25 protein-coding genes and 4 tRNA genes are annotated in these 24,945 nt (G+C 64.6%); 19 read left to right on the top strand and 10 right to left on the bottom strand.

Annotated elements, in window-relative coordinates; all coding sequences use genetic code 11:
* Positions 1-2 precede the first annotated feature (2 nt).
* The 8 genes from QZY07_RS24320 to QZY07_RS24285 all read left to right on the top strand — a co-directional run bounded on the left by QZY07_RS24320 (position 3) and on the right by QZY07_RS24285 (position 6,515).
* A complete protein-coding gene (locus tag QZY07_RS24320) occupies positions 3-2,168 on the top strand; it encodes an AAA family ATPase (RefSeq protein ID WP_295408509.1) in 2,166 nt (721 codons plus the stop codon).
* 3 nt (positions 2,169-2,171) lie between these two features.
* Entirely contained in the window at positions 2,172-2,450 is a 279-nt protein-coding gene (locus tag QZY07_RS24315; RefSeq protein WP_295408507.1) for a hypothetical protein, read from the top strand.
* Positions 2,451-2,578: 128 nt separating this feature from the next.
* Positions 2,579-3,046, top strand: coding sequence for a DUF2269 family protein (locus QZY07_RS24310; protein WP_295408505.1), 468 nt, complete (start codon positions 2,579-2,581; stop codon positions 3,044-3,046).
* Positions 3,047-3,183: 137 nt separating this feature from the next.
* Positions 3,184-3,630 (top strand): SAM-dependent methyltransferase, encoded by a 447-nt coding sequence (locus QZY07_RS24305; protein WP_295408503.1) that lies wholly within the window; start codon positions 3,184-3,186, stop codon positions 3,628-3,630.
* Positions 3,627-4,007 carry a hypothetical protein gene (locus QZY07_RS24300; protein WP_295408501.1) on the top strand — a complete coding sequence of 127 codons (381 nt, stop codon included), beginning with the start codon at positions 3,627-3,629 and terminating at the stop codon, positions 4,005-4,007. The genes QZY07_RS24305 and QZY07_RS24300 overlap by 4 nt, the downstream gene beginning before the upstream one ends.
* 115 nt (positions 4,008-4,122) lie before the next feature.
* A complete protein-coding gene (locus QZY07_RS24295) occupies positions 4,123-4,575 on the top strand; it encodes an NUDIX hydrolase (protein ID WP_295408499.1) in 453 nt (150 codons plus the stop codon).
* A gap of 376 nt (positions 4,576-4,951) precedes the next feature.
* Complete coding sequence (locus tag QZY07_RS24290) at positions 4,952-5,137, top strand: hypothetical protein (protein ID WP_295408497.1); 186 nt, start codon at positions 4,952-4,954, stop codon at positions 5,135-5,137.
* Between the two features lie 73 nt (positions 5,138-5,210).
* Entirely contained in the window at positions 5,211-6,515 is a 1,305-nt protein-coding gene (locus QZY07_RS24285; protein WP_295408495.1) for an MFS transporter, read from the top strand.
* 134 nt (positions 6,516-6,649) lie between these two features.
* On the opposite strand, the gene QZY07_RS24280 is transcribed toward QZY07_RS24285, so the two are convergent.
* The 4 genes from QZY07_RS24280 to QZY07_RS24265 all read right to left on the bottom strand — a co-directional run bounded on the left by QZY07_RS24280 (position 6,650) and on the right by QZY07_RS24265 (position 8,423).
* Positions 6,650-7,066 carry a hypothetical protein gene (locus QZY07_RS24280; RefSeq protein ID WP_295408493.1) on the bottom strand — a complete coding sequence of 139 codons (417 nt, stop codon included), beginning with the start codon at positions 7,064-7,066 and terminating at the stop codon, positions 6,650-6,652.
* A 190-nt stretch (positions 7,067-7,256) separates the two neighbouring features.
* A complete protein-coding gene (locus QZY07_RS24275) occupies positions 7,257-7,652 on the bottom strand; it encodes a type II toxin-antitoxin system VapC family toxin (protein ID WP_295408490.1) in 396 nt (131 codons plus the stop codon).
* Positions 7,649-7,894, bottom strand: coding sequence for a plasmid stability protein (locus tag QZY07_RS24270; protein WP_295408489.1), 246 nt, complete (start codon positions 7,892-7,894; stop codon positions 7,649-7,651). Before QZY07_RS24270 ends, QZY07_RS24275 begins: the two co-directional genes overlap by 4 nt.
* 178 nt (positions 7,895-8,072) lie before the next feature.
* Positions 8,073-8,423: a helix-turn-helix domain-containing protein gene (locus tag QZY07_RS24265; protein WP_295408487.1), complete on the bottom strand. Its 351-nt coding sequence runs from the start codon at positions 8,421-8,423 to the stop codon at positions 8,073-8,075.
* 405 nt (positions 8,424-8,828) lie between these two features.
* On the opposite strand from QZY07_RS24265, the gene bchI reads away from it, so the two are divergent.
* Positions 8,829-9,857 (top strand): magnesium chelatase ATPase subunit I, encoded by a 1,029-nt coding sequence (bchI, locus tag QZY07_RS24260; protein WP_295408485.1) that lies wholly within the window; start codon positions 8,829-8,831, stop codon positions 9,855-9,857.
* Positions 9,854-11,695, top strand: coding sequence for a magnesium chelatase subunit D (locus QZY07_RS24255; RefSeq protein WP_295408484.1), 1,842 nt, complete (start codon positions 9,854-9,856; stop codon positions 11,693-11,695). The genes bchI and QZY07_RS24255 overlap by 4 nt, the downstream gene beginning before the upstream one ends.
* Positions 11,696-11,889: 194 nt before the next feature.
* Here QZY07_RS24255 and QZY07_RS24250 read toward each other — a convergent pair whose 3' ends face one another.
* From QZY07_RS24250 to hemA, 4 genes are read right to left on the bottom strand one after another with little or no spacing between them, the layout of a single operon-like run.
* Positions 11,890-12,132, bottom strand: a complete 243-nt coding sequence (locus QZY07_RS24250; RefSeq protein ID WP_295408538.1) for a hypothetical protein — start codon at positions 12,130-12,132, stop codon at positions 11,890-11,892.
* A 31-nt stretch (positions 12,133-12,163) separates the two neighbouring features.
* Complete coding sequence (gene prmC / locus QZY07_RS24245; protein WP_295408482.1) at positions 12,164-13,054, bottom strand: peptide chain release factor N(5)-glutamine methyltransferase; 891 nt, start codon at positions 13,052-13,054, stop codon at positions 12,164-12,166.
* Between the two features lie 33 nt (positions 13,055-13,087).
* The gene (prfA, locus tag QZY07_RS24240; protein ID WP_295408480.1) at positions 13,088-14,167 is read right to left on the bottom strand and encodes a peptide chain release factor 1; all 1,080 of its coding nucleotides are present in this window, start codon (positions 14,165-14,167) and stop codon (positions 13,088-13,090) included.
* On the bottom strand, positions 14,164-15,438 hold the full coding sequence (gene hemA / locus QZY07_RS24235; RefSeq protein WP_295408478.1) for a glutamyl-tRNA reductase: 1,275 nt from the start codon (positions 15,436-15,438) through the stop codon (positions 14,164-14,166). The genes prfA and hemA overlap by 4 nt, the downstream gene beginning before the upstream one ends.
* 256 nt (positions 15,439-15,694) lie before the next feature.
* Here hemA and QZY07_RS24230 point away from each other — a divergent pair, with 256 nt between their 5' ends.
* The 6 genes from QZY07_RS24230 to pth all read left to right on the top strand — a co-directional run bounded on the left by QZY07_RS24230 (position 15,695) and on the right by pth (position 20,930).
* Positions 15,695-17,494 carry a tetratricopeptide repeat protein gene (locus QZY07_RS24230; RefSeq protein ID WP_363184796.1) on the top strand — a complete coding sequence of 600 codons (1,800 nt, stop codon included), beginning with the start codon at positions 15,695-15,697 and terminating at the stop codon, positions 17,492-17,494.
* Positions 17,491-18,426 (top strand): 4-(cytidine 5'-diphospho)-2-C-methyl-D-erythritol kinase, encoded by a 936-nt coding sequence (gene ispE, locus QZY07_RS24225; RefSeq protein WP_295408475.1) that lies wholly within the window; start codon positions 17,491-17,493, stop codon positions 18,424-18,426. The genes QZY07_RS24230 and ispE overlap by 4 nt, the downstream gene beginning before the upstream one ends.
* A 35-nt stretch (positions 18,427-18,461) precedes the next feature.
* Positions 18,462-18,536, top strand: a tRNA-Gln gene (locus QZY07_RS24220).
* A gap of 41 nt (positions 18,537-18,577) precedes the next feature.
* Positions 18,578-19,531 carry a ribose-phosphate diphosphokinase gene (locus QZY07_RS24215; protein WP_363184794.1) on the top strand — a complete coding sequence of 318 codons (954 nt, stop codon included), beginning with the start codon at positions 18,578-18,580 and terminating at the stop codon, positions 19,529-19,531.
* Positions 19,532-19,624: 93 nt separating this feature from the next.
* Positions 19,625-20,233 carry a 50S ribosomal protein L25/general stress protein Ctc gene (locus QZY07_RS24210; RefSeq protein ID WP_295408473.1) on the top strand — a complete coding sequence of 203 codons (609 nt, stop codon included), beginning with the start codon at positions 19,625-19,627 and terminating at the stop codon, positions 20,231-20,233.
* A 106-nt stretch (positions 20,234-20,339) separates the two neighbouring features.
* Positions 20,340-20,930, top strand: a complete 591-nt coding sequence (gene pth, locus QZY07_RS24205) for an aminoacyl-tRNA hydrolase (protein ID WP_295408471.1) — start codon at positions 20,340-20,342, stop codon at positions 20,928-20,930.
* A 105-nt stretch (positions 20,931-21,035) separates the two neighbouring features.
* Here the strand turns inward: pth and QZY07_RS24200 are convergent, their stop codons facing one another.
* Together QZY07_RS24200 and QZY07_RS24195 are read right to left on the bottom strand one after the other, a co-directional pair.
* Positions 21,036-22,514 carry an outer membrane protein transport protein gene (locus QZY07_RS24200; protein ID WP_295408469.1) on the bottom strand — a complete coding sequence of 493 codons (1,479 nt, stop codon included), beginning with the start codon at positions 22,512-22,514 and terminating at the stop codon, positions 21,036-21,038.
* A 506-nt stretch (positions 22,515-23,020) separates the two neighbouring features.
* Positions 23,021-24,358: a UDP-glucose/GDP-mannose dehydrogenase family protein gene (locus tag QZY07_RS24195; protein ID WP_295408467.1), complete on the bottom strand. Its 1,338-nt coding sequence runs from the start codon at positions 24,356-24,358 to the stop codon at positions 23,021-23,023.
* A gap of 169 nt (positions 24,359-24,527) precedes the next feature.
* Between QZY07_RS24195 and QZY07_RS24190 the strand changes: the two genes are divergently transcribed.
* The 3 genes from QZY07_RS24190 (at position 24,528) to QZY07_RS24180 (ending at position 24,942) form a co-directional block, all read left to right on the top strand.
* Positions 24,528-24,612, top strand: a tRNA-Tyr gene (locus QZY07_RS24190).
* 113 nt (positions 24,613-24,725) lie between these two features.
* Positions 24,726-24,799, top strand: a tRNA-Gly gene (locus QZY07_RS24185).
* Between the two features lie 67 nt (positions 24,800-24,866).
* Positions 24,867-24,942: transfer RNA gene (locus tag QZY07_RS24180), tRNA-Thr, on the top strand.
* Positions 24,943-24,945: the final 3 nt, after the last annotated feature.

Here is a 24,945-nt window from a genome sequence, read left to right as displayed (position 1 = left end):
ACATGCCCCATCATCGCACCTTCTGGCTGACCGATGTCAGCGCCGTCCCGGCCACCGAGCGGCGTCTCGCCCTCTACGTGTTGCAACTGCTCCAGGGCGCGCCGGATCTGAAGCCGCGCTTCCAGGATCCCGATTTCCTCGGCGCCCTGTGGCAGTTACTGAGGCCCGTGCTCCATCCGCGCACGGTCGCGTCCTTCGTGTCCCCGCCGGACGACGCGGATGACGAACGGCCGGACGATGGGGACGCGGAAACCGCCCAGCCTCAGCATGACCGCTGGTTGCGCCAGCGTCTGCGGCAATGTTTCCAGACCGTGCCGCGTAGCGTGCTGACGCGACTGCGGAAGGCCGAGGCGGCAGCGCCCCTGTCGCCGACCGTCGCCCTGCTCGGCAAGCAGTTCGCCCTGGATGCCACGGCGCGGCGGCTGCTGGACTTTCTCGATCAGTACATCCTGGTCGAGCCGCTGCGCGTCCTGCTGCGCGAATGCGGGCAGGCGCCGGCACGGGTCAATCTGCCCCGCCTGGCCACCCTGCTCGGACTCCCCGCCGCGACGCTGCGCGAGGCCCTGAGCCGGCAGGCCCCGCTGCGCGCGCTGGGGCTGGTCGAGCATGACACGGGTTCCAGCGACCTGGAGGACTTCCTGCGCCCGAGCGACCTGCTGCGTGAGGTGTTGGAGGCCGCGCCCCCCGATGGCGCGGCACTGCTCGCGCTGCTGATTGAGCCCGCGCCGCCCGCCGCCTGGAGCCTGGATGCCTTTCCGCATCTGGCGGCCGAGAGCGAACGCTTGACCGAGGTGCTGGGCGAGGCGGCGCGGACCGGCGCGGTCGGGGTCAATGCCTTGCTCCACGGCGCGCCTGGCACCGGCAAGACGGAATTGGCGCGCGCCGTGGTGGCCGCCTGCGGACTCACCGCCTACCAGGTGCGCAGCGCCGACGAGGATGACGACGGGCTGTCGCGCCGGGGGCGGCTGTCGGCCTATCTGCTGGCGCAACGCCTGCTGGCCCGTCGGCATGACGCCCTGCTCATTTTCGACGAGGTCGAGGATGTCTTCGATGCCGGCGATAATCTGTTCGCCCTGCTGCGCGGGCAGCGCGTCACCGGCAAGCAGAAAGGCTGGATGAACCGGATCCTGGAAGAGAACCCGGTGCCGGCGCTCTGGATTGCCAACAGTACCGACGGCATGGATCCGGCCTTTCTGCGCCGCTTCCTGTTGCCGGTGGCCTGTGTCACCCCGCCGCGCTCGGTGCGCCGGCAGATGGCCGAGCGGCATCTGGGGGGCTGCGGGCTCGCGCCTGAACTGCTCGATGAGCTGGCTGCGGATCCGGCGCTTGCCCCGGCCCAGTTGGGCGCGGCCCGTCGGCTGCTCGACCTGCGGCCCAGCGCCCCGCCCGAGGCGACGGTACGCGCTGGCGTAGCGGCCCTGCGCACCCTGCTGCACGGGGCGCTGGCACCGCGCCGCCGCACCCCGGCGACGGTCTTCGAGGTCGCCTATCTGAACCTGACGGGTGGCCTGGCCCCGAGCGCCATCGTTCAGGCACTGCGCCGCCAGGGGCGGGGGAGTCTCTGCTTCTACGGCCCGCCCGGCACCGGCAAGACCGCCTTCGCCGAGGTGCTGGCCGAGGCGCTGGATCGGGAACTGGTCTCGCGGCAGGCGTCGGATCTGATCTCGCCCTATGTCGGGGAGACCGAGCAGAACCTGGCGCGGCTGTTTCGCGAGTGCGATCCGGCCCGGACGGTGCTCCTGCTCGACGAGGTCGACAGCTTCCTGAGCGACCGGCGGCAGGCGCGCCATGCCTGGGAGCGCACGGCGGTCAATGAGCTGTTGCAGCAGATGGAGACCTACCCCGGCATCTTCATCGCCGCCACCAATCTGATGGCCGGCATCGATGGGGCGGCGTTGCGCCGCTTCGATTTCAAGCTGGGGTTCCGCACCCTCAACCCGGCGCAGCGGCGGGGACTCTTCGCCCGCGAGGCGCTCGGGGCTGACACCGCGCCGGTGCCGCCGGAGCTGGCGCGCCAGTTGGAGGGGCTGCCGGGACTGACACCGGGCGATTTCGCCAACGTCTGCCGGCAGCAGACCTTGATCGGCCAGGCGCTCACGCCCGAGCAGTTCCTGCGCCGGCTGGCGATGGAGTGCCGTTTGAAGCGGGAGGTGGGTCAGGCGGCCTGACGGTTGGGCGAGCCGCCGGTGTGCGGCTCGCCGGCAGCGACGCGGCGCGACCAACCCGGCGAGCTGGCCGATCTCCAGGTAACGCCGAATGGGCATGTCCTGATCTGGCCGGTCGCGGAGGGCGACGACGTCGGCCATGCCCAACCTCTCGGCGTCGAGGCGGACCTTCGGGCGAACCTGCGCCGGTTGGCGATGGCGGCGGGGCTCGATGCAGCGGAATGGTCCGCGTTTGCGGAGCGGGTGCGGTCCCGCGTGGGTTGGTCGCTTGAGCATGCCGACTGACTTGGAACGGCGCCGTCGATGACGTCGCATTCCGGAGGCGAACCCGCAGCGGTATTGAGCGTGGCGTTGTTTGCCCTCACCATGACGCGGGTCAGCTCCAGGGAAACACGCCCCATGGGTGAGATCGCATGTGCTACGCGCTGCTGAAGACGCTCCACCTCCTCGGCGTCGTGCTGCTGGTCGGCAACGTCATCGTGACCCTGGTCTGGAAGCTGGCCGCCGACCGCAGCGGCGACCCGCGCGTGGTCGCCTTCGGCCAGCGGTTGGTGACGCTGACGGACTGGTGGTTCACGGTCGGCGGGGTCGTGCTGATCCTGCTCGGCGGCGTTGGGGTGGCCCTGGTCGCGGGGCTCGACCTCTTGGCGGTGCGCTGGCTGCTCTGGGGGCAGGTGCTCTTTGGGCTCTCGGGCCTGCTCTGGGTCGGGATCCTGATCCCGGCGCAGATCCGCCAGGCACGACAGGCGCGCGACTTCGCCGCCGGCGGCGAGATTCCGGCGAACTATTGGCGCGACGCGCGGCGCTGGACTTGGTGGGGCATTCTGGCCATCGTGCCGCTGCTGGGCGCGCTCTGGCTGATGATCGCGAAACCGGCCTAGTCGACTGCGGCGCGTCAGAGGCTCGGCCCTGGTCAAACCCTGCTCGATTCCGCCCTGCGGCGAGTGGCGGCGGGGCGTGCCGGGCGAAGGTCACGGGTTATCCACAGGAATGACCACAGAAATTGGGGGTCACTGACATGCGCCTGATGATGTTCGTCGTGTTCCTGGGTTGCTGGGAGGTAGGCATGGCCGACACGCTGGCCGATGCGCCGGGTACCGCGTCCGCGCCGACCTATGCGGTCTGGCCCATCGGCTGGGTGCGCAAGGACGGCGAGCGAACCAGCATTGAGATCGAACCACGCTACCAACCCGCCCTGCTGGGTCTGGAGGCGGGGGCGCGGATCTGGGTGCTCTACTGGTTCGACCGCCACGACACCCCGGAACAACGCGCCATCCTCCTGGTCCATCCGCGCGGGGATCCGGCGAATCCGCTGCGCGGGGTCTTCGCCACCCGTGCCCCGGTGCGGCCCAACCTGATCGCGCTCAGTCGCTGCCAGGTATTGGCGGTGCGCGGGACGGCGATCGAGATCGACGGGATCGATGCCTTTGCCGGGACGCCGGTGCTGGATCTCAAGCCCGAATGACGACGCGCTGTGAAAACCGCACGGAGGATGCGCCGCGCCTGCTAGACAACCGCAATCTTGCCAACCTCGCCCGACGACTGCGGGAGTCGCCGGAAGTCGTGCTGGCCTATGGTTGCGAGGACCAGACCGGGGCAGATGCCCTGGCGGTGGCGCTGCTCGGAATCGCGCCCTTCGGTCAGGAGCGGCTATTGGCGCACCGCGCCGCGCTCGTTGCGGCGCTCGGCACGGAACGCCTGGCATTGATCGACCTCGGCACGGTTTCGCCCCAACGGCAACGCCAAATCCTCCAGCGCGGCCGTCTGCTCTATGCGCGGGAATGCGGGTTGGTTGGTCCCTTCGAGCTTGGCGTCCTGCGTGCCTGCCTGGATGCGCGTTGAATCTTCCCGGCGGATGGTGTTCCATTCCGTGTCGACGCCGCCGCGTCGGACCTGGACGCGGCTCTTGCGTGTCTCGCCCCCTTTCCTGCCGTCTGCATTGACCGAGATCGCGATCATGCCCAAACCCGTGACCCCACTGCTGGCCGCCGATGCCATCATCGAGCTGGCCGACCGGCCCGGTCGTCCGATCGTGCTCATCGAGCGCCGCTATCCGCCTGATGGTTGGGCGATCCCCGGCGGTTTCGTGGACATCGGCGAGCGCCTGGAGCAGGCCGCCGTGCGCGAGGCATTGGAAGAAACGGCGCTGCGGGTGACGCTGCGCGCCCTGCTGGGGCTCTACTCGGATCCGCAACGGGATCCGCGCGGCCATACGGTGACCGCCGTCTATGTGGCCGAGGCGACCGGCGAGCCCCGCGCCCAGGACGACGCGCGTCACCTGGCGGTCTTTCCGGTCGATGCGCTGCCTGAACGGCTCGCCTTCGATCATGCCCTGGTGCTCCGCGACTATCTGCGCTTCCGGGACGCGGGAGCGGTCGCGCCGCTGCGGGGCGGCTCCGGCAATCCCTGACGGAGACGCCGAACCCGAGCGGATTCCACGGTCCCGAATGAACTTGACCCCTTGTCCGCCTCAGCCGGAGGACAGCCCAGGTTTCAACGCGATTGGTTCGCGGCCGGTTCTGCCGTGTTCGAGGGTCTGACCGATGATCCCGCTTCGTTTCCGCCCTTGAACGACAGGCAGGCCCAACGGGCTTGGTTGGCGGGCTTCCTCGCGTCCGGCTGGACCGCCGGGGGCTTCCGCTGTCGGAAGAACAGGAAGCCGCGACCTTGGATGATCGCCTCACCCGGACCTTGCGCGACCGTCCCGTGTTGCTGCGTCAACTGCGGTCGTATCGTCTCGGACCCAGTTTTTCAACGGCGCGGCGCTCGCGCTGGGTGCCGGATTGATGTTCAGCGGCATTCGAGTCATCCGGCGCCGCGAGGTGGATGCCGAGGGGCACCCTGAAGGATCCAGCGCCGTTCGGCTGGGCTGGCTCTGGTTCATCCTGGGGTTGCTGTTGATCGTTGGCGTGGTCTTCGATCTCGACCTCTTGAGGATGTTGTTTCGGCTGTTCCTGGAAGCGTCCAACTGAGACGCAAAACCGGGCGGGCGTGGCGCTGACCGCCTATGATCGGATTGACCTCAACCCTTGCCTGGAGCCTACCGTGAGCCTATCCGAGCCCGTGTCTGACCCGCTGGCACGCCACACCATCCGCCGCCTCACCTGGCGCTTGATTCCGTTTCTCTGTCTGCTCTACCTCGTCGCCTACCTCGATCGGATCAACATCAGCTTTGCGGCCTTGCAGATGAATCAGGATCTGGGGTTGAGCGCGGTGGCCTATGGCACCGGCGCTGGGCTGTTCTTCCTCGGTTATGTGCTGTTCGAGATCCCCAGCAATCTGATCCTGCAACGCATCGGCCCGCGCATCTGGATCGCCCGGATCATGGTGAGTTGGGGTCTGATCTCGATGGCGATGGCCTTGACCCAGGGCGAAACGAGCTTCTACGTGCTGCGGTTTCTGCTCGGGGTGGCGGAGGCTGGGTTCTTTCCCGGAATCATCTTCTATCTGACCGGCTGGTTTCCGGCGCGGGAGCGGGCGCGCGCCATGGCCCTATTCGCCACCGCGACCGCCTTGGCGGGCGTCATCGGCAGTCCGCTATCGGGGGCGCTGCTGGAACTGGACGGCGCATGGGGCGGGCGCGGCTGGCACTGGCTGTTCGTGCTGGAAGGACTGCCGGCGGTGCTGTTGGGGTTGGTGGTGCTGTTCAAGCTCCCTGACCGACCCGACCAGGCGCGCTGGTTGCCCCCGGACGAGCGCGACTGGTTAAATCGGACTCTGGCGCGCGAGCGGGAAGCCAACTCGGCGCGGCAACGCCAGACCTTGGGCGAGGCGCTGGGCAGCCTGGAGGTGTGGCGGCTGGGGCTGGTCTATTGCTGCATGGTCATCGGGATGTACGGCATTGGGATGTGGCTGCCGCAGATGCTGCGCGCGATGACCAGGGCGAGCGATTTTACCCTCGGGCTGCTCAACGCCCTGCCATTCCTGGCGGCGGCGCTGGGGATGGTCCTGATCGGCTGGCACTCTGACCGGCGCGGGGAGCGGCGCTGGCATGTCGCCGGTTCGCTCGCGCTGGCGGCGAGCGGGGCGCTGTGGGCAGCGACGACCCAATCCTTGCCGTTGGCGTTGCTGGCGTTCTCCTTGGCGGCGCTCGGGGTGTGGGGCGTGATGGGTCCATTCTGGGCACTGGCGACCTCTTTTTTGAGCGGAACGGCGGCGGCGGGCGGCATCGCCTTGATCAATTCGCTGGGCAATGTCGGGGGCTTTGTCGGGCCGTACCTGATGGGGTGGTTCAAGCAGATGACGGCCAGTTACAGCGCCGGCTTGGTGGCCGTGGCGGTGATCCTGCTGGCGGGCGGTGCCTTGGTGCTGTCTTCAACGTCCGCGCGCGATGGTTCTGCGCAGGATTGATTGGTCATGATGCCATGTCGTGATGGGCGGTTGGTCGACCGCGCTTCCGCCTGACCCACCCGAGGTTGGCATGCCTGCATTCGACGAGTGCGACGCGGGATCGACGATCCCGCGTGGTCTCGGCCGCTGGGCGCTTATTGTTTGATCATGTCACGGCAAGCCGCGACCCGGAATGTGGCACTGGCCTGGGTGTAGCACAGTTCCAGCGTGTCACCCGTGAGGGTTCCGGTATAGGTGCCGTCCTCGTCGGCCATCAGCAGATTCTGGCCATCGCGGCGGATCACGCCCACCGCATCCTCGCATTTGTGCTGGGTACACCACTGCGCGTGGAACGAGCGACCCTCCTGTTTTTCAATGTTCAAGATAAAGGTCAGATCGGCCTCCGCCGCATAGCGGTCGCCTTCATGGCTGCCATGCGGGGCGATGCCGGCTTTAGCGCCTGCCTGACTGCCCTCGACCTCGACCCATTTCCCGACTAAATGACCATCCGCCAACGTGAAACCGCTGGCGAACAACAAGCCGGCGACCAGTGTGAGATTGACTGTTTTCATGCGTGTGCTCCTCTGCCGAGCCTCGCGCAACGGGGCGCGGGATCGTTGATGATGGAAAGATCGGGTGCCATCGGTGCACGGTGGCGACGTTGTTGCGCGTTCCACGTTGAGCGTGGGCCGCGCGTCTTGAGTATGGATCAACGCGAGCCGGCGCGGTCCCTCTTGCTCACGGGGCCATTTCACTTGGGCTTTAGACGGCGGAAAGCGCGAGCGCGCGATGGGGGAAGGCTCGCAGGAGCTTTTTGTCCATGGTGACCAACTTCGTGCCAAGCTTCATCGCCAGGGCGATGAACTCGCAGTCATAGGCCGAACAGTCGCTGTCGCGAACAAGTTCAAGCACGGCGACCGACTCGACTTCGAACTCGGAACCGGCGAGCAGGCTTTCAGCCTCGGTCTGAAGATTCATCGCCTGTTCAAAGGAAATGTCTCTGCGCCGCGCATAACCAGCGAGAATGTTTCTGAACTCACTCCGCCATAAGATGGGCGCCGCCCAGTCAGGGTCACGTTCCAGCAAGGCTTCCGCAGCGAACGTGTACTCGCCAGGCAGGTACAGATAGGCCAGCACATTGGAGTCAACCACAATCATGGCCGCCCTTCTCGCTTGCTTGCGTCGATGTCCTCGGCCAGGTAGTGCTGCTTCGGCAACGTCGCCCGCAACTCACGTGCCCGCGCTAATCGCTCGCTCGGCGGCAGCTTCGTTGGCAACAACACCGCCTCCAGGCAAACGATGGCCTCAGAGTTTAGGCTTCGCCGATGTAGATCGGCGGCGGTCTTTAAGCGTTCGTACACAATATCAGGGATATTCTTCAGCGTCAGGGTTGTCGGCATTGCGTTCACACCAAAAGGCAACCAAAGTGATTTTATTTTGGCACATGCTGGCGTCTGTCGCTTAAGGTGCGCCGCAGGCCAATCATTCGCTCAACCGTGAAAGCTCCCCTGCATACCGGTACAGAGGCAGGGGTCGGCGAGGATGGGTAAAGTGCCCAGGTTGCGGCAGAAAAAGCCGTTAGCCGTTCGACCTTGCCCGGTCACGCCAGAAATCCGTATCGCTCGTCAAACCCTTTCGCTTGACGATCCTTGGCATCGACAACCATGGCATGGGATGCCAATCGTGGCGCTGAGCGTGCTCGGCCATGCATTTGCACCACTTGTGATGTACGTCAGTAGGAACCGTCCCGGAAGGATGGCGCTTACCCTGTTCCCACCCCCGCAAGGCGCGCAACGACACCCCGAGCAGGGCGGCAAACTGGGGTGGCGACAGACCCGCTTGCTGACGCGTGGCGATGACCGGCGAGTACGCCACGGTCCCCTGGCCGGCCTTCATCTGGCGGATGGATTCGAGGAGATCTTCGCCCAACTTGCGCCCATCCCCCAAGGCGTCCAGCCCGGTGTCAGCGAATGGTTGCGTGGTCGATGGCCTGTCGGGTCTCCAGGAGTTGGCTTGCGGAAAGATTGCCCCGTTCGGATTTGGCAGACAGCACCAGCCGGATCCGCGCGCCGTCCTCAAGTTGGTTGTCGTGCCTGCGCCAGGAATTTAGACGGAAATTGCCGCTCGATTGACGCAACGCGCTTGACCGCGCTTAGGGATGGGCGCTAGGGTCGCGGGCTTGATTGAATGAACGCCGGGCTCGTCGCGCGATTGACGGCTGAGTCCTCTTTACTGGGACGCTGCCCGCGCGCTTGTGCGCGCTTTGTGTCGGGCGCTCCCGATCAACCGGCCGTTTGCGCCATTTCAAGATCATAGCAACTAGGTTCGCCGCGTATGTCCATCCCGTTTCCGTTTTCCGCCGTCGTCGCCCAGGAGGAGATGAAACGCTCCCTGTTGATCGCGGCCATTGACCCGTCGATTGGCGGTGTACTCGTGTTTGGCGACCGGGGCACCGGTAAGTCCACCGCGATTCGCGGACTCGCCGCGCTCCTGCCGAAGATGCGCGCGGTCGATTGCACCTATAACTGCGACCCGGAAGCCGGCGACGATGCGCTCTGCGCTGACTGCCGCGCCAATCGCGCCAAAAAAGGACCGCTGAAAAGCCGTCAGGTGCCGGTGCCGGTGGTCGATCTCCCGCTCGGCGCCACCGAGGACCGGGTCATCGGCGCGCTGGATCTGGAGCGCGCCCTGACCAAGGGCGAAAAGGCGTTCGAGCCGGGCCTGCTGGCGCGCGCCCATCGCGGCTTTCTCTATATCGACGAGGTCAATCTGCTCGAAGACCATCTGGTCGACTCGCTGCTCGACGTCGCCGCCTCCGGCGAGAATCTGGTCGAGCGCGAGGGGCTTAGCATCCGTCACCCGGCGCGCTTCGTGCTCGTCGGCTCGGGCAATCCGGAGGAGGGCGAACTGCGGCCTCAGCTTCAGGACCGCTTCGGTCTCTCGGTCGAGGTCAAGACCCCGCAGGATCTACCCACCCGCATCAAGGTCGTGCGTCTGCGCGACGAGTTCGAGCGCGACCCCACCGCCTTCGTGGTCAAGTGGAAAAGCAAGGATGGCAAGGTCCGCCGTTCGATCGAGAAGGCGCGCGCGCTGCTGCCGACCGTCTCCGTCCCCGATGCGACCCTCGAAGATGCGGGTCGGCTCTGCATCAAGCTCGGCACCGACGGTCTGCGCGGCGAGCTGACCCTGATCCGTGCCGCGCGCGCGCTCGCTGCACTGCTGGGCGATCTCGAAGTGACGCAGTCGCATCTGAAGTCGATCGCCACCTCGGCCCTGCGGCACCGTCTGCGCCGCGATCCGCTCGACGAATCCGGTTCCACCAGCCGGGTCGAGCGCGCGGTCGCGGAGTTGTTTGGCGCATGACGACAACCGGCGCGAATCCCGCCGTCGACACTGGCGGCGGACCTGATCGGAATCAGGCACCCAATCGGACCGCGAACCAGCCCGGCCCCGGACCCTCGCCCTGGGATGATGCCGTGCTGGCGGCGGTCCTGATGTCGATCGATCCGGTCGGCACTGGCGGCGTCTCGCTGCGCGCCCTCGCGGGTCCGGTGCGCGACCAGTGGCTGGCGGTCATGCGCGATCTTCAGCCCGAGGGCACGCCCCAGCGACGGATTCCGCTCCACGTCTCCGATGGCCGACTGCTTGGCGGTCTGGATCTGGCCGCGACCCTGAGCGCGGGCCGGCCGGTCGCCGAACTGGGTCTGCTGGTCGAGGCCCACGGCGGCGTGGTCGAGCTGGCGATGGCCGAGCGCATCGCCGCCGGCACCGCCGCGCGTCTGACCATGGCCTTCGACGCCGGCGAGGTGGTGCTGGAGCGCGACGGTCTGGCGATGCGTACCCCGTCGCGGTTTGCCGTGGTCGCCCTGGACGAGGGCGTTGGCGAGGACGAAGGTCTGCTCAACGCGCTGCTCGACCGGCTCGCCTTCCATCTCGAACTGATCGATATCCGTGTCCATGAGGCGGTTGCCTGTCCCTACGACGCCGAGGACATCCTGGAGGCCCGCGCGCGGCTTGCAGCGGTCACGGTCACCGAAAAACAGATCGAGGCGCTGTGCGGACTCGCCCTGGCGCTGGGGATTCCCTCGCTGCGTGCGTCGATCTTCGCCTGTCGCGCCGCCTGTGCCTTCGCCGCGCTGGAAGGGCGCACCGAGGTCGCCGACGCGGATCTCGCCGTCGCCGGGCGTCTGGTGCTGGCCCCGCGCGCGACTCAGTTGCCGCCGATGGAACCGCCGCCGGACGCCGAACCGCCGCCGCCCGAGCCGGACGAGCCGGATCAGGAGCAGAACCAGTCCAACGAACAGCAGGAACCGCAGGAACTCGAAGATCAGATCCTGGAAGCGACCAAGGCCGCGATTCCGGCGGGTCTGCTCGCGCAATTGCAGATGGGCAAGCTGCGCCGCTCGCGGGCGCGTCAGACCGGCAAGGCCGGCGCGGTCCAGAATGCCCAAACGCGCGGCCGCCCGGCGGGTGTGCTGCGGGGCGAGCCGCGCGCCGGACTGCGTCTGAACGTGGTCGAAACCCTGCGCGCCGCCGCCCCCTGGCAGCGTCTGCGCCGGGAGGAACGCGCGCGCTTCGGTCAGGAGTCGACCCGCATCGAGGTGCGTCAGGACGACTTCCGCATCACCCGTTTCAAGCACAAATCCGAGACCACCACCATCTTCGTCGTCGACGCCTCCGGCTCCTCGGCCCTGCATCGTCTGGCCGAGGCCAAGGGCGCGGTCGAACTGCTGCTGGCGGACTGTTATGTGCGTCGCGACAAGGTCGCGCTGGTCGCCTTTCGCGGTCAGGCCGCCGAGGTGCTGCTGCCGCCGACCCGCTCGCTGGTGCGGGCCAAACGCAGCCTGGCCGGGCTGCCGGGCGGGGGCGGCACGCCGTTGGCGTCCGGGATCGATCTCGGGATGATCCTGGCCGACTCGGTCAAACGTCGCGGTGGTACGCCGGTGCTGATCCTCATGACCGACGGGCGGGCGAACGTGGCGCGCGACGGCACCGGCGGACGGACCCGCGCCGGCGAGGAATCGCTGGCCGCCGCGCGGGTCGTGCGCTCGCTGGAGATCACGGCGTTGGTCATCGACACCTCGCCGCGTCCGCAGCAACAGGGGCGCGATCTGGCGAAAGAGATGGGCGCGGTCTATCTGCCACTGCCGCACGCGGATGCCAACTCGCTGACGCAGGCGGTGCGGGCGACCTCGGGGTAGTCTGAAAAGGGCGGTCAGCGACCAGCCTCCGGCGGACCGTTCGCGGGAATCGGCGTGTTGTGGCCGAATGAGGGTTAGGGTTGTTGCAATCGACCCAACCTGACCGCCAAATGTTGGGTTGATAAGAGCGGCAACCCAACAGACGGCGCTCGGTGCCGCGATTCGTAAACTCGTTCATCCGTGCTTCGGTGTTCTCAAAAATCGTATGCCTGACCAAGCCGATGATGCGCTGCGGGCGTTGTGACAGTGGCGGTTGTCTCAGGCGCCATGATGGCCGTGTCCCGCCGGGCTCCGGCGCGAGCTTGGGCGGCCAGGCAGCGCCAATGGCAGGCGAAACGCCGATATGCGCCCTGCCGGTCGGGATCCTTGAAGAGGTCGGGATGGAGATAGAGCGCCTCGATATGCCGGATGACCGTGTCGGCCAAAATCCTGTCCATCCTGAGCAATCCTGTTCATCCTGTCCATTCATCACCTTCCTGTTGGGTAGATTGTTTTCAGAAAATCACCTTCTGTCTCGCTTGGGCGATAACCCAGGGTGACGCGATCGAGTCCTGCTAGATCCTGGCGGGTCTCGATTCGGTCCAGTCCCGCGGCGCGGAATAGCCGCTGGACTTCCCGCGCCTGATCGAATCCGTGCTCGACGGCCAGCAGTCCGTTCGGACGCAGACAGCGCCGGGTATCCGCGACGATGGCACGGATGGCGTCGAGCCCATCGCGGCCTGATCCGAGTGCCGATGGGGGCTCGAACCGCAGATCGCCGCGGACGAGATGCGGGTCGGCGTCAGGGATATAGGGAGGGTTGCCGAGAATGGCATCGAGACTGCTGGTGGCGAAGGCCGAAAGCCAATCCGCTTGCACGGTGTCGATGCCGCCGAGACCGAGCGCGCGAAAGTTGTCGCGGGCGATCAGTAGGGCCGGCGCGGAGCGGTCGGTGGCGATCAGCCGCCAGTCGGGCCGTTCGCTCGCCAGGGCCGCCGCGATGGCGCCGCTGCCGGTGCCGAGATCCGCGATGCGCAGCGGGGCGGTCGGCACGAGCCGTTCCAGCGCCGTTTCCACTAGCCGCTCGGTCTCGGGACGGGGGATGAGGGTCGCGGGCGAGACCTTGAGTTCCAGGGTCCAGAAGGACTGCTGGCCACGCAGATAGGCGATGGGTTCACCGTTCAGTCGGCGAGCGAGGAGGGCGTGGAAATCGGCGGCGGTCGCGGGGTCGAGTGCGCGCTCGGGCCAGGCCAGCAGATGGCTGCGCGACCAGCCGCTGACCTGGGTCAGCAGCAGTTCGGCTTCGAGCCGGGGAGAACTGTCGGGGAGCGCGGAGAGGGCGGCCGCCGCCTCGCGCAGTGTTTCGGCGATGCGGTTCATCGACGTCGTTCCCGGGAATTGAGCGCCAGGGTGCTAGTTAGTCATCATCGCGGCCAGTTGCTCGGTGCGATATTCTTCCAGCAGGGGGTCGATGACCTGGTCGAGCTGACCGGCCATGATCTCGTCGAGCTTGTAGAGCGTCAGATTGATGCGGTGGTCGGTGACGCGATTCTGGGGGAAATTGTAGGTGCGGATACGCTCGGAGCGGTCGCCGCTACCGACCTGTAACTTGCGCGATTCGGATTGCTCGGACGCCTGGCTCTCGCGCGCGCTCGCCAAGAGCTTGGCGTGGAGCAGCGACATGGCGCGCGCCCGGTTCTTGTGCTGGGAGCGTTCCTCCTGACATTCCACGACGATCCCTGAGGGGATGTGGGTGATGCGGATAGCGGAGTCGGTCTTGTTGATATGCTGACCGCCGGCCCCGGAGGCGCGATAGGTATCGGTGCGCAGATCGTTGGGGTTGATGTCGATGGCGTCGATCGATTCGACCTCGGGGAGCACCGCGACCGTGCAGGCGGAGGTATGGACACGGCCTTGGGATTCGGTCTCCGGGACACGCTGGACGCGGTGCGCGCCCGGCTCGAACTTCAGGCGCGAGAAGACGCCGTTACCGCTGACGCGGACCACGACCTCCTTGTAGCCGCCCAACTCGCCAGGACTCTCGGAGACCTGCTCGGTGCGCCAGCCCAGGGTCTCGGCATAACGCACATACATGCGCAGCAAATCGGCGGCGAACAGGGCCGCCTCGGCGCCGCCCGTGCCGGCACGGATCTCCAGAAAGCTGTTGCACTGATCACTGGGATCCGGCGGGATCAGTAGGTGGTGGAGTTCGGGCTCCAGCGCCGCGAGGCGGGTCTCGGTCTGGGCGATCTCGTCCCTGGCCAGCGCGGCCATTTCGGGATCGGCGAGCATCTCCTCGGCCGCCGTCCGGTCGCGTTCGGCCTCCAGATAACGGCCATAACAGCCCATCAGCGGTTCGATCTGCGCATATTCCCGACCGAGATCCCGAAAGCGATTCTGGTCGGCCTGGGTGTCTGCCTCGGCGAGCAAGGCCATCACTTCGCTGTAGCGCTCGGCGATGCGTTCCAGCTTGCCGCGGATGGATGGATTCATGGAGCGGTGTGAGGACGGGTCTGATCGAGCTGGAACAATTCGTTGGCGGCTTCGAGGATGTCCGCCTCGCCCTCGCGCGCCGCCTGCCGCAACCGCGAACTGGGCGCGTGCAGCAGTTTGTTGGTGAGCGTATGGGCGAGGAAGCTCAAGACCTCGGTCGGGGACTTGCCGGCATCGAGCTGGCGTTGGGCGCGCGCCAGCACCTCGTCGCGCAGTTCCTCGGCGCGGTGGCGGTAGTCCTGGATCAGACCCGCGGCATCGAGCGAGCGCAGCCAGGCCATGAACTCGGTGGAGTGAAAGGCGATAATCTCCTCGGCCTGTTCGGCGGCGGCCTGTCGCGAGCGCAGACCCTCGTCGATGACGCCCTGCAAATCGTCGATCGTATAGAGATAAACATCGGCGAGTTCGCCCACCTCGGGCTCGATATCGCGCGGGACCGCGATGTCCACCATGAAGATCGGACGATGCTTGCGCTTCTTCAGCGCCCGCTCCACGGTGCCCTTGCCGAGCACCGGCAGCGGGCTGGCGGTGGAGGCGATGACGATGTCCGCCTCGGGCAGATGGTTGGCGATTTCGGTGAGCGAGATGGCGAAACCGTCGAACTGGGCCGCAAGGTCATGGGCGCGCTCGACGGTGCGGTTGGCGACGATGATCCGACCGACGCCATTGTGATGCAGATGGCGCGCCGCCAGTTCGATGGTCTCGCCGGCGCCGATCAGCAGCGCGGTCTGCTGCGACAGGTCGCTGAAGATCTGCCGCGCCAGATTGACCGCCGCGAAGGCGACCGAGACCGGACTGTTGCCGATCGCCGTCTCGGTGCGCACCGTCTTGGCGACCGAGAAGGCATGCTGAAACAGCCGGCCCAGGAGTTTGCCGGTCGCGGTACAATCGGTGGCGGTCTGGTAGGCGGTCTTGACCTGGCCGAGAATCTGCGGCTCGCCGAGCACCAGCGAATCGAGTCCGCTGGACACGCGCAGCAGATGGACCACGGCGTCGCGGTCGGTATGGGCATAGAGATAGGGATTGACGCGCTCGTGCTCGACGCCGTGAAACCCGCTGAGCCAGCGGCGGATGTCTTCCTCGGCGCCGTCGTGAGCCGCGCAGTAAAGTTCGGTGCGGTTGCAGGTGGATAGGACCACGCCCTCGCAGACGCCCTGGCAGCCGGTCAGGTCACGGAGCGCGCCCGCGATGATATCCGGACCAAAGGCCAGTCGCTCGCGGATGTCGATCGGTGCATTTTTGTGGTTGAGTCCGAGAACAAGCAGCTTCATGTTAGTAATAATTCAGCGGTTGTGTTGGCCGGGGTTGGCTGATCGGACAGACATCCGCGAACGTGTTCCGCGCAATGCCGAGTATCGCGGGCAAGGTTGCCGACGAAAATCCATCGCCGCATCGTCTAATGACGCATTCCGGGGAATGCAATACAGCGTCATGCTACCAAATTTTGTCGACGAAAAAATGATCCCAGCTTTATTGAGCGAGTTCACACGCATGTCATTCTTTTTTTCAGGTCTTTCGCGCGCGGTTTTGGCCGCCGTCGTTGTGCTGTCTGGTTCCGCTCCGGTCCTGGCGCTGACCGATCCCGCGCCGCCCGCGTCCGAGCCCGCGACCGTTCCGGTGCCCACGTCAGCTCCCGTCATCGAGAGTGCGCCGCAGGTTGTCGAGCCCCGCGTGGAGGTGCCGGGTCTCGACGCCGACCAGGTCTATGCGATTTTGGTCGGCGAGATTGCGGGGCGTCGGGGCGACATGGCGACGGCTTTATTGCATTACCTGAAGGCCGCTCAACTCACCCAGGCCCCGCGCATGGCTGAACTGGCAGTGCGGGCCGCTATCAGCGCCGATGACGACGCGGCAGCCGGAGAGGGTGTGCGTCTGTGGCTGGAGCTTGCGCCAGAGGCTGCCGCGGCGCATCAGGTGGCGGCCTTTCTGCGCATCAAGGCAGGGGACCGGGAAGGCGCCCTGATCCATCTGGTGCGGCTGGTCGAGCTGACGGAGGGGGCGGACTCATCCGTGTTTGAGCAGGCCGCCGCCATCATCGCGCGCGCGCCGAGCCCGGACATGCAGTTGGCTCTCATGGAGGCGCTGGTCGGACGGTTTCCCGAGAGCGCGGACGCGCAGCAGTCGCTCGCGACGGTTGCTGCGAGCGCCTCTCGGTTCGAGGTTGCCGACCGGGCGGCGCGTCGGGCGCTGGAGCTGCGCCCGGACTGGAATCAGCCGCGCCTGTTTCTGGTGAGGCTGCTGCTGTCGCAGGGGAAGCGAGCCGAGGCGCGGCGGCGGCTTGAGGAGTTTGTCGAACGCAGCCCCGACGATCATGGGCTGCACATGCTCTTCGGTCAATTTCTGGTTGAGGAGCAGGAGTTCGCGACCGCGCGCGATGTCTTTGAGCGGCTCCTGGGCAATCAGCCCAAGGCGCCGGACGTGCTGTTTGCCGTGGGTATCCTGTCGCTTCAGCTCGACGATCTGACCGGCGCGCGGATCTATTTCACACGGCTTTTCGAGACGGGAGAGCGCCAGGACGATGCGGCTTTTTACCTGGGGCAGACCGCCGAGCGCGCCGAGGATGCGCGGGTCGCGCTCGAATGGTACGAAAAGGTCAAGGATTCCAATCTTGCCGAGGCGCAGGTGCGAATGGCGTTTCTGCGTGCCAAGACGGGCGAGGTCGCCCAGGCCCGCGAGATTCTTAATCGCTTGCGAGGCAGCTCGCCCGACGATGCCGTCGCGCTCTATCTGGTCGAAGCCGAAATCCTCGATGAAGTCGGGCGGGTCGACGAGGCGATGAGCGTCTTCGGCGCGGCCCTGGAGAGTCATCGCGACGACCGGGATCTGCTCTATGCGCGGGGGCTCTACGCCGTCGAGCACGGACAACTGCAACTGGGCGAGCAGGATTTTCTCCGTATCCTGGCCGCCGATTCCGAGGATGCCGATACCTTGAACGCACTCGGCTACACGCTGGCCGATCGCACCGACCGTTATCGGGAGGCGCTTGGCTATATCGAGAAAGCCTATGCGCTCAAGCCCGAAGAGCCGGCGATCCTCGATAGCATGGGCTGGGTCCACTACCGTCTGGGTCATTACGAGGTGGCGCGCGACTATCTGCGACGCGCCCTCGACAAGATGGACGATGGCGAGATCGCCGCCCATCTGGGCGAGGTGCTGTGGGCGATGGGACGGCAGGCGGAGGCATGGTCGGTCTGGGAGGCGGCCCTGCTGGCGCATCCCGAACATGAATATCTTCAGCAAACGGTCGGGCGACATCGCGTCTCGGAGACGGCCGTCGATGGCAACGCTGCCGATGTGACGCATGGCCCACAGGATCCCGCGCAATGACAACGCCTTCGATGATGCCGCCAAGCGCCACGCCGACCGCGGGGTCGTGCCAGGACGCCGGAGCCGCCTGGCCGGCGCCCGCCAAGCTGAACCTGATGCTGCGCGTCGTCGGTCGGCGCGAGGACGGCTATCATGAATTGCAGACGGTCTTTCAGTTCATCGACCGCTGCGACCGTCTCTGGTTCGATGTCCGAGAGGATGGCCGGATCAGCCGTCTGAACGCGGTCGCGGGGGTCGCCGAACAGGATGATCTGACCGTCCGCGCGGCGCTTGCCCTCCAGCGCGCGACCGGCTGCACGCTCGGCGTCAACATTCGCTGCGAAAAAAATCTGCCGATGGGGGGCGGACTTGGCGGCGGCAGTTCCGATGCCGCAACCACGCTGGTGGCGCTGAATCGACTCTGGGACATCGGGCTTGACGAGGATGCGCTGTCCGCGATCGCCCTGCCGCTCGGCGCCGATGTCCCGGTGTTCGTGCGCGGACGGGCCGCCTGGGCCGAGGGCGTGGGCGAGCGTCTGGTGCCGGTCGAGCTACCGCAAAGCTGGTTTCTGGTTCTGGTGCCCGCGTGCTTCGTCTCGACCCGATCGGTTTTTTCGCATCCGCAATTGACACGGAATTCCGATCCAATCAAACTAGCCGACTTCCTGAATGGCAATATCGTCAACGATTGCCTGCCGGTCGTATGTTGCGAATACCCCCCTGTTGCCGCCGCGCTCGAATGGCTGTCGGATTGGGGGGACAGTCGTCTGACCGGCACTGGGGGTTGTGTCTTCGCCTCCTTTGACGATCGGGAACGCGCGGTCGATGCCTGTCGGCAATCCCCTGCCGGGATGAATGGATTCGTGGCGCAAGGGCTGAATCGCTCTCCATTGCTTGTTCGGGCGGATCGAGAATCAGGCGAAGTCCCAGCTCGTTCACGCAGGGACGCCTGATGTTCAACACCGAATTCATAGAAACAGTCGCTTTTTGGGGCGTAGCCAAGCGGTAAGGCACCGGGTTTTGATCCCGGCATCCCCAGGTTCGAATCCTGGCGCCCCAGCCAACTTCCGACTCCCTCGCGAGCGCGCAGACAGGAAAACGCCCGTGCCTGCCAGCCAATTGATGGTCTTCTCCGGAAATGCCAACCCGGAACTGTCGGTCGAGATCGCCGGCCATTTGAGTCTGCCGCTGGGTAAAGCCGTGGTCGGTCAGTTCAGCGACGGCGAGGTCATGGCGGAACTCCAGGAAAATGTGCGTGGCCGCGATGTTTTCGTCGTTCAGCCCACCTGCGCCCCGACCAACGATAACCTGATGGAACTCCTGGTGATGATCGATGCCCTGCGCTGGGCCTCGGCGAAGCGCATCACGGCGGTGATCCCCTATTTCGGCTATGCCCGGCAGGATCGGCGTCCGCGCTCCGCGCGGGTGCCCATCACCGCCAGGCTGGTCGCGAAGATGATCGGCCAATCGGGTGCCGACCGGGTGTTGACCGTCGATCTGCACGCCGATCAGATCCAGGGGTTTTTCGATATCCCGGTCGATAACGTCTACGCCTCGCCGATCCTGCTGGGGGATGCCTGGCGTCAGAAATACGACGATTTGATGGTGGTTTCGCCCGACGTGGGCGGCGTGGTACGCGCCCGCGCGCTCGCCAAGCGGCTCGACGACGCGGATCTGGCCATCATCGACAAGCGCCGTCCGCGCGCCAACGAGGCCAAGGTGATGAACATCATCGGCGACGTGCGCGGGCGTACCTGCGTGCTCGTCGACGATCTGGTCGACACCGCCGGAACCCTGTGCCGGGCCGCCGAGGCGCTCAAGGACAGCGGCGCGCGCATGGTCACGGCCTATTGTACGCATCCGGTATTGTCGGGGCCCGCGATCGAGAATATCGCGGCCTCGCAACTCGACGAACTGGTGGTCACCAACACGATTCCGCTGCGCCCGGAGGCGAAGGCCTGCGGCAAGATCCGTCAGTTGAGCATCGGCGAACTGCTGGCCGAAACCATGCGGCGGGTCTCGAACGAGGAATCGGTCAGCTCGCTGTTCATCGATTGAACCGCGGCACATACCCGCGTCTGGCGGGTAGAACGCCGGGTTCCTGGTCGCGGGAGCCTGGCGTCTTTTATTCAACGAAACTGGAGAACGCCAATGAGCGTGAATTTTGACGTCATCGCGCAGCCTCGCGCAGTGTCAGGAAAGGGTGCGAGCCGCCGCCTGCGTCGCACGGGGCTGGTGCCCGCCATCGTCTATGGCGCCCATCTGGAGCCGGAAATGATTTCGGTCTCGCACAACGAGTTGCTCAAGCATCTGGAGCACGAGGCATTTTATTCGCATGTGCTCGATCTCAAGATCGGGGACGTGGCCTCGAAGGTCGTCCTGAAGGACATGCAGCGCCATCCCGCGAAGCCATTCATTCTGCATGTCGATTTCATGCGTATCTCCCAGGACGAGAAGCTGCGGATGGTGGTGCCGATCCATTTCATCAACGAGGAGAAGAGCAAGTGCATCAAGGGCGGCGGTCAGGCGTCCCACAAGATCACCGAGGTGGAAGTCCTCTGTCTGCCGAAGGATCTGCCTGAATTCATTGCCGTCGATATGGAGGCGATGGACATCGGCGACGTCGTTCATCTGTCCGAACTGCAACTGCCGACCGGCGTCGAACTGGCCCATGTGGCCGATGCGGACGAGCCCGTGGTGGTGGTCCATGGCCCGCATGGCGGCGGCGACGAGACCGATGCCGAGGATGCGACGGCATAAACCGCGTCCGCCAGGGTAGACCGCGCTTGGGCAGAGACTCGTCCCTGCCCAAACGCGGCCGCTGCCGATACTCAAGTCAAACCACGCAACTCTTGGATACGGTTCAATGAGCGATGCGGGTATCCGTCTGATCGTCGGCCTGGGAAACCCAGGGGCGCAATATGAGGCGACGCGCCACAACGTGGGGTTCTGGTTCGTCGACGCCATCGCCAATGCCAGTCGCGAATCCTTTCGCGTCGAGCCAAAATTTTTCGGCGAGCTTTGCCGAATCTCTCTTGGTGGACGCGATCTGCGCCTGCTCAAGCCCGCGACCTACATGAATCGCAGCGGCCAATCGGTCGCCGCGGTGGCGCGCTATTTCGATCTCTCCCCCGAACAGATTCTCGTGGCGCACGATGAACTCGATCTGCCGGTTGGCTCCGTGCGTCTGAAGCAGGGCGGCGGGCATGCCGGCCATAATGGCCTGCGCGACACCATTGCCGTGCTGGGGACGCGCGAGTTTTGGCGGCTGCGGATCGGCATTGCTCATCCAGGTGACCGCGCGCTTGTCACCGGCTATGTGCTGGGCCGCCCCAGCAGGAAAGACGAGGAACTGATCCGCGATCATTTCCCTGACGTCCATCAGGCGCTGCCTGATTTAATCACCAGCGAATTTCAGCGAGCCATGCATCGGCTGCATAGTGATCGCATGGGGTGACGCCGCGGGTCCCATCCGACCCCGAAGCATCATTGCAACAGCATAAGCGTCTTGGTTTCGCAAAGTGAATGGCCTTCGATAAAAACCTCTTTTTCAGGAGACAGTTTAGAAGAGCCACGCAAAGTTGATGCCCAGCTCATACTGGCTCATCGATATTTCCGGTGCCTGGGTTCCAGTGAAAGCTCCTGGCCCCGACACGGTTTCCTCGGGAGCGTACATCCCCCAGAAGGTCAATTCATAGTTATCTGTCAATCGGTAGGTGGCGCCCAAGGTCCAGTGGTCTTCAATCACGGCTGGGGCGAGCGTGTTGAAAGCGACCTGAGAGCCGGAGATTGGATTGTTGCCGTGGCTGTAACCGGCTCGCAGTGTCAAAAGATCATTGACAGCGTACTGCACGCCTAGCTTGATGATCGTCATATCCGACCAGCCGAAACCGGGGCCCCTAGAGCCGCCAAGACAGTAGCGGGGGTCGTAGGTGCTGCCGTTGGTCGGCATGCCAAAGGCCGCGTTGAGGTCGCATTTCTGCGCCAGTTGGTTCTCGTTGGCCACGGCGTCTATGTCACCGTACCAGATTTCCTGGACGTCAAGAGCGAAGGTCAATTGCTTGTTGGGCCGGAAAGCGACACCGATGGTGCCGACCGCCGGAATGTCGAATCGACCGCCATCCGCAAATAAGTCCGAATAGTTGTCGAACTTGCTCATCTGCGTCTTGCTGCGGATGGAGGCGCCGATGCTGAACATCGGGTTGACGTCCCAGATGCCGCCGATCTGCAGGCCCCAGCCATAGGAACTGTCGGCGCCGCGGTCACTGAGGTTACTGGGGGAAGTTGCCTGCATGGTCTGGTTGGCGAGCATGCTCTGGGTGAAGGTCTCGGTAAAACCCTGGAAGGCGCCAACCCCTTTTACCTCAATGCTCTGATACGCCAACAGCAGGGAAGCGCCGAGACTGAAGTTGTCGGTGACCTCGCGCGCGTAGCCCAGCGAAATTCCAAGTTGTTCCAGGTTAACGCCGGCGTTACCGCCACCGATTCGCGTGGTGCCCGGTATTTGACTGCCCGCGCGTGGGTCCATCGGGTTGCTGTAGGCGGGTGGATTGGCAAGCGGGTTGTTGCCACCGAAGGTTCCTAGCCCGAATAGAGTGTCCTTGCTGCGGTAATCGGTATTCATGCCGCCGTTGCCAAAGAGCGCGATGCCCACGGCACTCTTGGCGTCAAGCGGGTGTGAATAACCAAAATTCGGGATAAAAAAATCGTTGTTTTGGCTGTCGACCTCGCCGGTCCCGGTTGCGCCTCCTCCGATCGGGGCATAAGCCCCACTAGCCCCATCTGGAGTGAGTCCTTTGTATTTGCGTTTGGGGCTGAACCAGGATGCTCCAATGTCCAGGCGCTGGCCCAGGTGAGTCAAACTCGCGGGATTACCGACGAGGGCAAGCGAGTCCTGTGGCAGGGCCGCCTCACCAGCGCCAGCCATGCCCTTGGCCGTGGGCGAATAGGCGTGGGACATATATCCATTCGTCGCTTGGGCGACAGAAACCGCTAAGGCGCTGGCAAGACCGACGGCAACGGCAATAATTTTTGACTGCACTGGGTTCCTCCTACGGGGATGGTTATCAGCTCTATTCAATAAAGATGCGCATAGATTAAGCGTTTGTTGTGATTTTCCTACACGCGTCGCATAGGATCATGCTGTTATTGCGAATTGTCAATGAGTGGGTTTCGGCTGGCAACCGCATGGGGTGAGTAAGCCTGTTTTCAATCCCGCATTTACCGAGACAGAACAACCACTAGAGTAACCGGAGTGTCGCGTTAGCGCTCGCGATACTTGCCGGGGGCTCCTGCCACCGACAGGACTCGCGCAATGGCGACCACTACTTGTCGCCCCGGTTCGCCCCGTCGACGAATGGCTTGTCGGCGTGTGGGATGCGCTTTGCATACGGCCTGCGCGTCGCTCTCCAAGGCCGGCAGCAAATGCGTTGTTGCTGCGAGTACGCGCGCGCAAACATGATCCAGCGGCCATTTTGGCACACTGTTTGATTTGTCGTCAGTGGCACTCGGTACGTCGAGCAGGCGTTGAGTGCCTGGGATAACGGGTCAGGTGGGGCTGATCGGTGTGCGACCGATGGAGACGTAGGTCATTCCGGCTGCGGTGACCTGCTTCTGATCGAGAATATTGCGCCCGTCAAACACCACCGGCTGCCTGAGTTGCGACCGAATGACCGTAAAGTCGGGGCTACGGAACTGTGACCATTCGGTCACGATCACCAGCGCATCGGCATCCTCCAGTGCCGACATGGCGTCTGGGGCGAGGGTGAGATCGGTGCGTTCGCCATAGATCCGTCTAGTCTCTTCCGTAGCGACCGGATCGAATGCCTGAACCCTGGCGCCCGCAGCCCACAGCGATTCCATCAAGACCCGGCTGGAGGCCTCCCGCATGTCGTCCGTATTGGGTTTGAAGGCAAGTCCCCAGAGCGCGATCACGCGGCCTTTCAGATCGCCGCCGAAATAGTCGCTGATTTTCTTGAATAGCAGATCCTTCTGGCGGAAATTCACCGCCTCGACCGCATGCAGCAGTTGGGGGTCATAACCCAGGCCGCGCGCGGTTTGTTCCAGGGCGCGCACATCCTTGGGAAAACAGGAGCCGCCATAACCGCATCCGGGATAGATAAACTGATAGCCGATCCGCGGGTCGGAGCCAATGCCGATGCGGACCTTTTCGATATCCGCCCCAACGGCCTCGGCGATGTTGGACAGCTCGTTCATGAAGCTGATCTTGGTGGCCAGCATGGCGTTGGCGGCGTATTTGGTGAATTCCGCCGAGCGGACATCCATCGTCATTAGGCGATCATGACTGCGGTTGAAGGGGGCGTAGAGCGCCCGCAACAACTCGGCGGTGCGGGGGTTGTCGGTGCCGACGATGATGCGGTCCGGGCGCATGAAATCCTCGATCGCCGCGCCTTCCTTCAGAAATTCCGGGTTGGAAACGACATCGAATTCGACGGCGACCCCGCGGGCCACCTGAACCTCCCGGACGGCAGTCGCGACCTTGTCGGCGGTCCCGACAGGCACCGTCGATTTATCGACCAGGATGCGATACGAATCCATGTGCTGGCCGATGGCGCGGGCGACGGAGAGGACATACTGGAGATCGGCGGATCCATCCTCGTCGGGCGGGGTGCCGACGGCGATAAACTGAAACAGGCCATGCTTCACGCCGGCGTCGGCGTCGGTAGAGAAGTGCATCCGTCCGGCATCGCGATTGTTTTTGATCAGATCCTCAAGGCCAGGTTCGTGGATCGGGACGCCCCCGCTATTGAGCAGATCGATTTTCTTGGGATCGATGTCGATGCAAAGAACGTTGTTGCCGACCTCGGCGAGACAAGCCCCGGTAACGAGGCCGACATAGCCGCTGCCAAAAATCGTGACGTCCATCTTTAGGGTTCTCCCGAGCTAAGCCAAAAGGAATTGGTACTGACCGGAAATGGTATCAGCTTGCCATGATGCTCGTGGGGTTTAGCGCGGTCGGCTGGCGAATTCAGTCGGCGCGCGATTTTCCTGTTGACGAGGGGTCGGTCTTCTCTCTAAACTGAGTCGCTTATTTGGAGGGGTTCCCGAGCGGTCAAAGGGATCAGACTGTAAATCTGACGGCTCAGCCTTCGGAGGTTCGAATCCTCCCCCCTCCACCAATATTCGGGTTTAAGATGGCGCAAGCGGATGCGCGGACTTCGGTCGATACTCTGGCGCCAGGGTTTCCATCAATGAAGTCGATGCGGAAGAGCCGTTCCGATTGGCGCGCCCTGCGGGTGTAGTTCAACGGTAGAACCTCAGCCTTCCAAGCTGATGGTGTGGGTTCGATTCCCATCACCCGCTCCACTCTGTTGCCGTAAGCGTCGCTGTTGTCGGTCAAGGCGTCGTTTTTTTGTTAAATGTTAAAGTAATTGCCCATGTAGCTCAGTTGGTAGAGCACACCCTTGGTAAGGGTGAGGTCATCGGTTCGACTCCGATCATGGGCTCCAGAT

Source organism: uncultured Thiocystis sp. (assembly GCF_903866365.1).
Lineage (GTDB): Bacteria > Pseudomonadota > Gammaproteobacteria > Chromatiales > Chromatiaceae > Chromatium.
The sequence above is the reverse complement of the archived record's forward strand: the minus strand, read 5'-3'. Positions and strand labels throughout refer to the sequence as shown.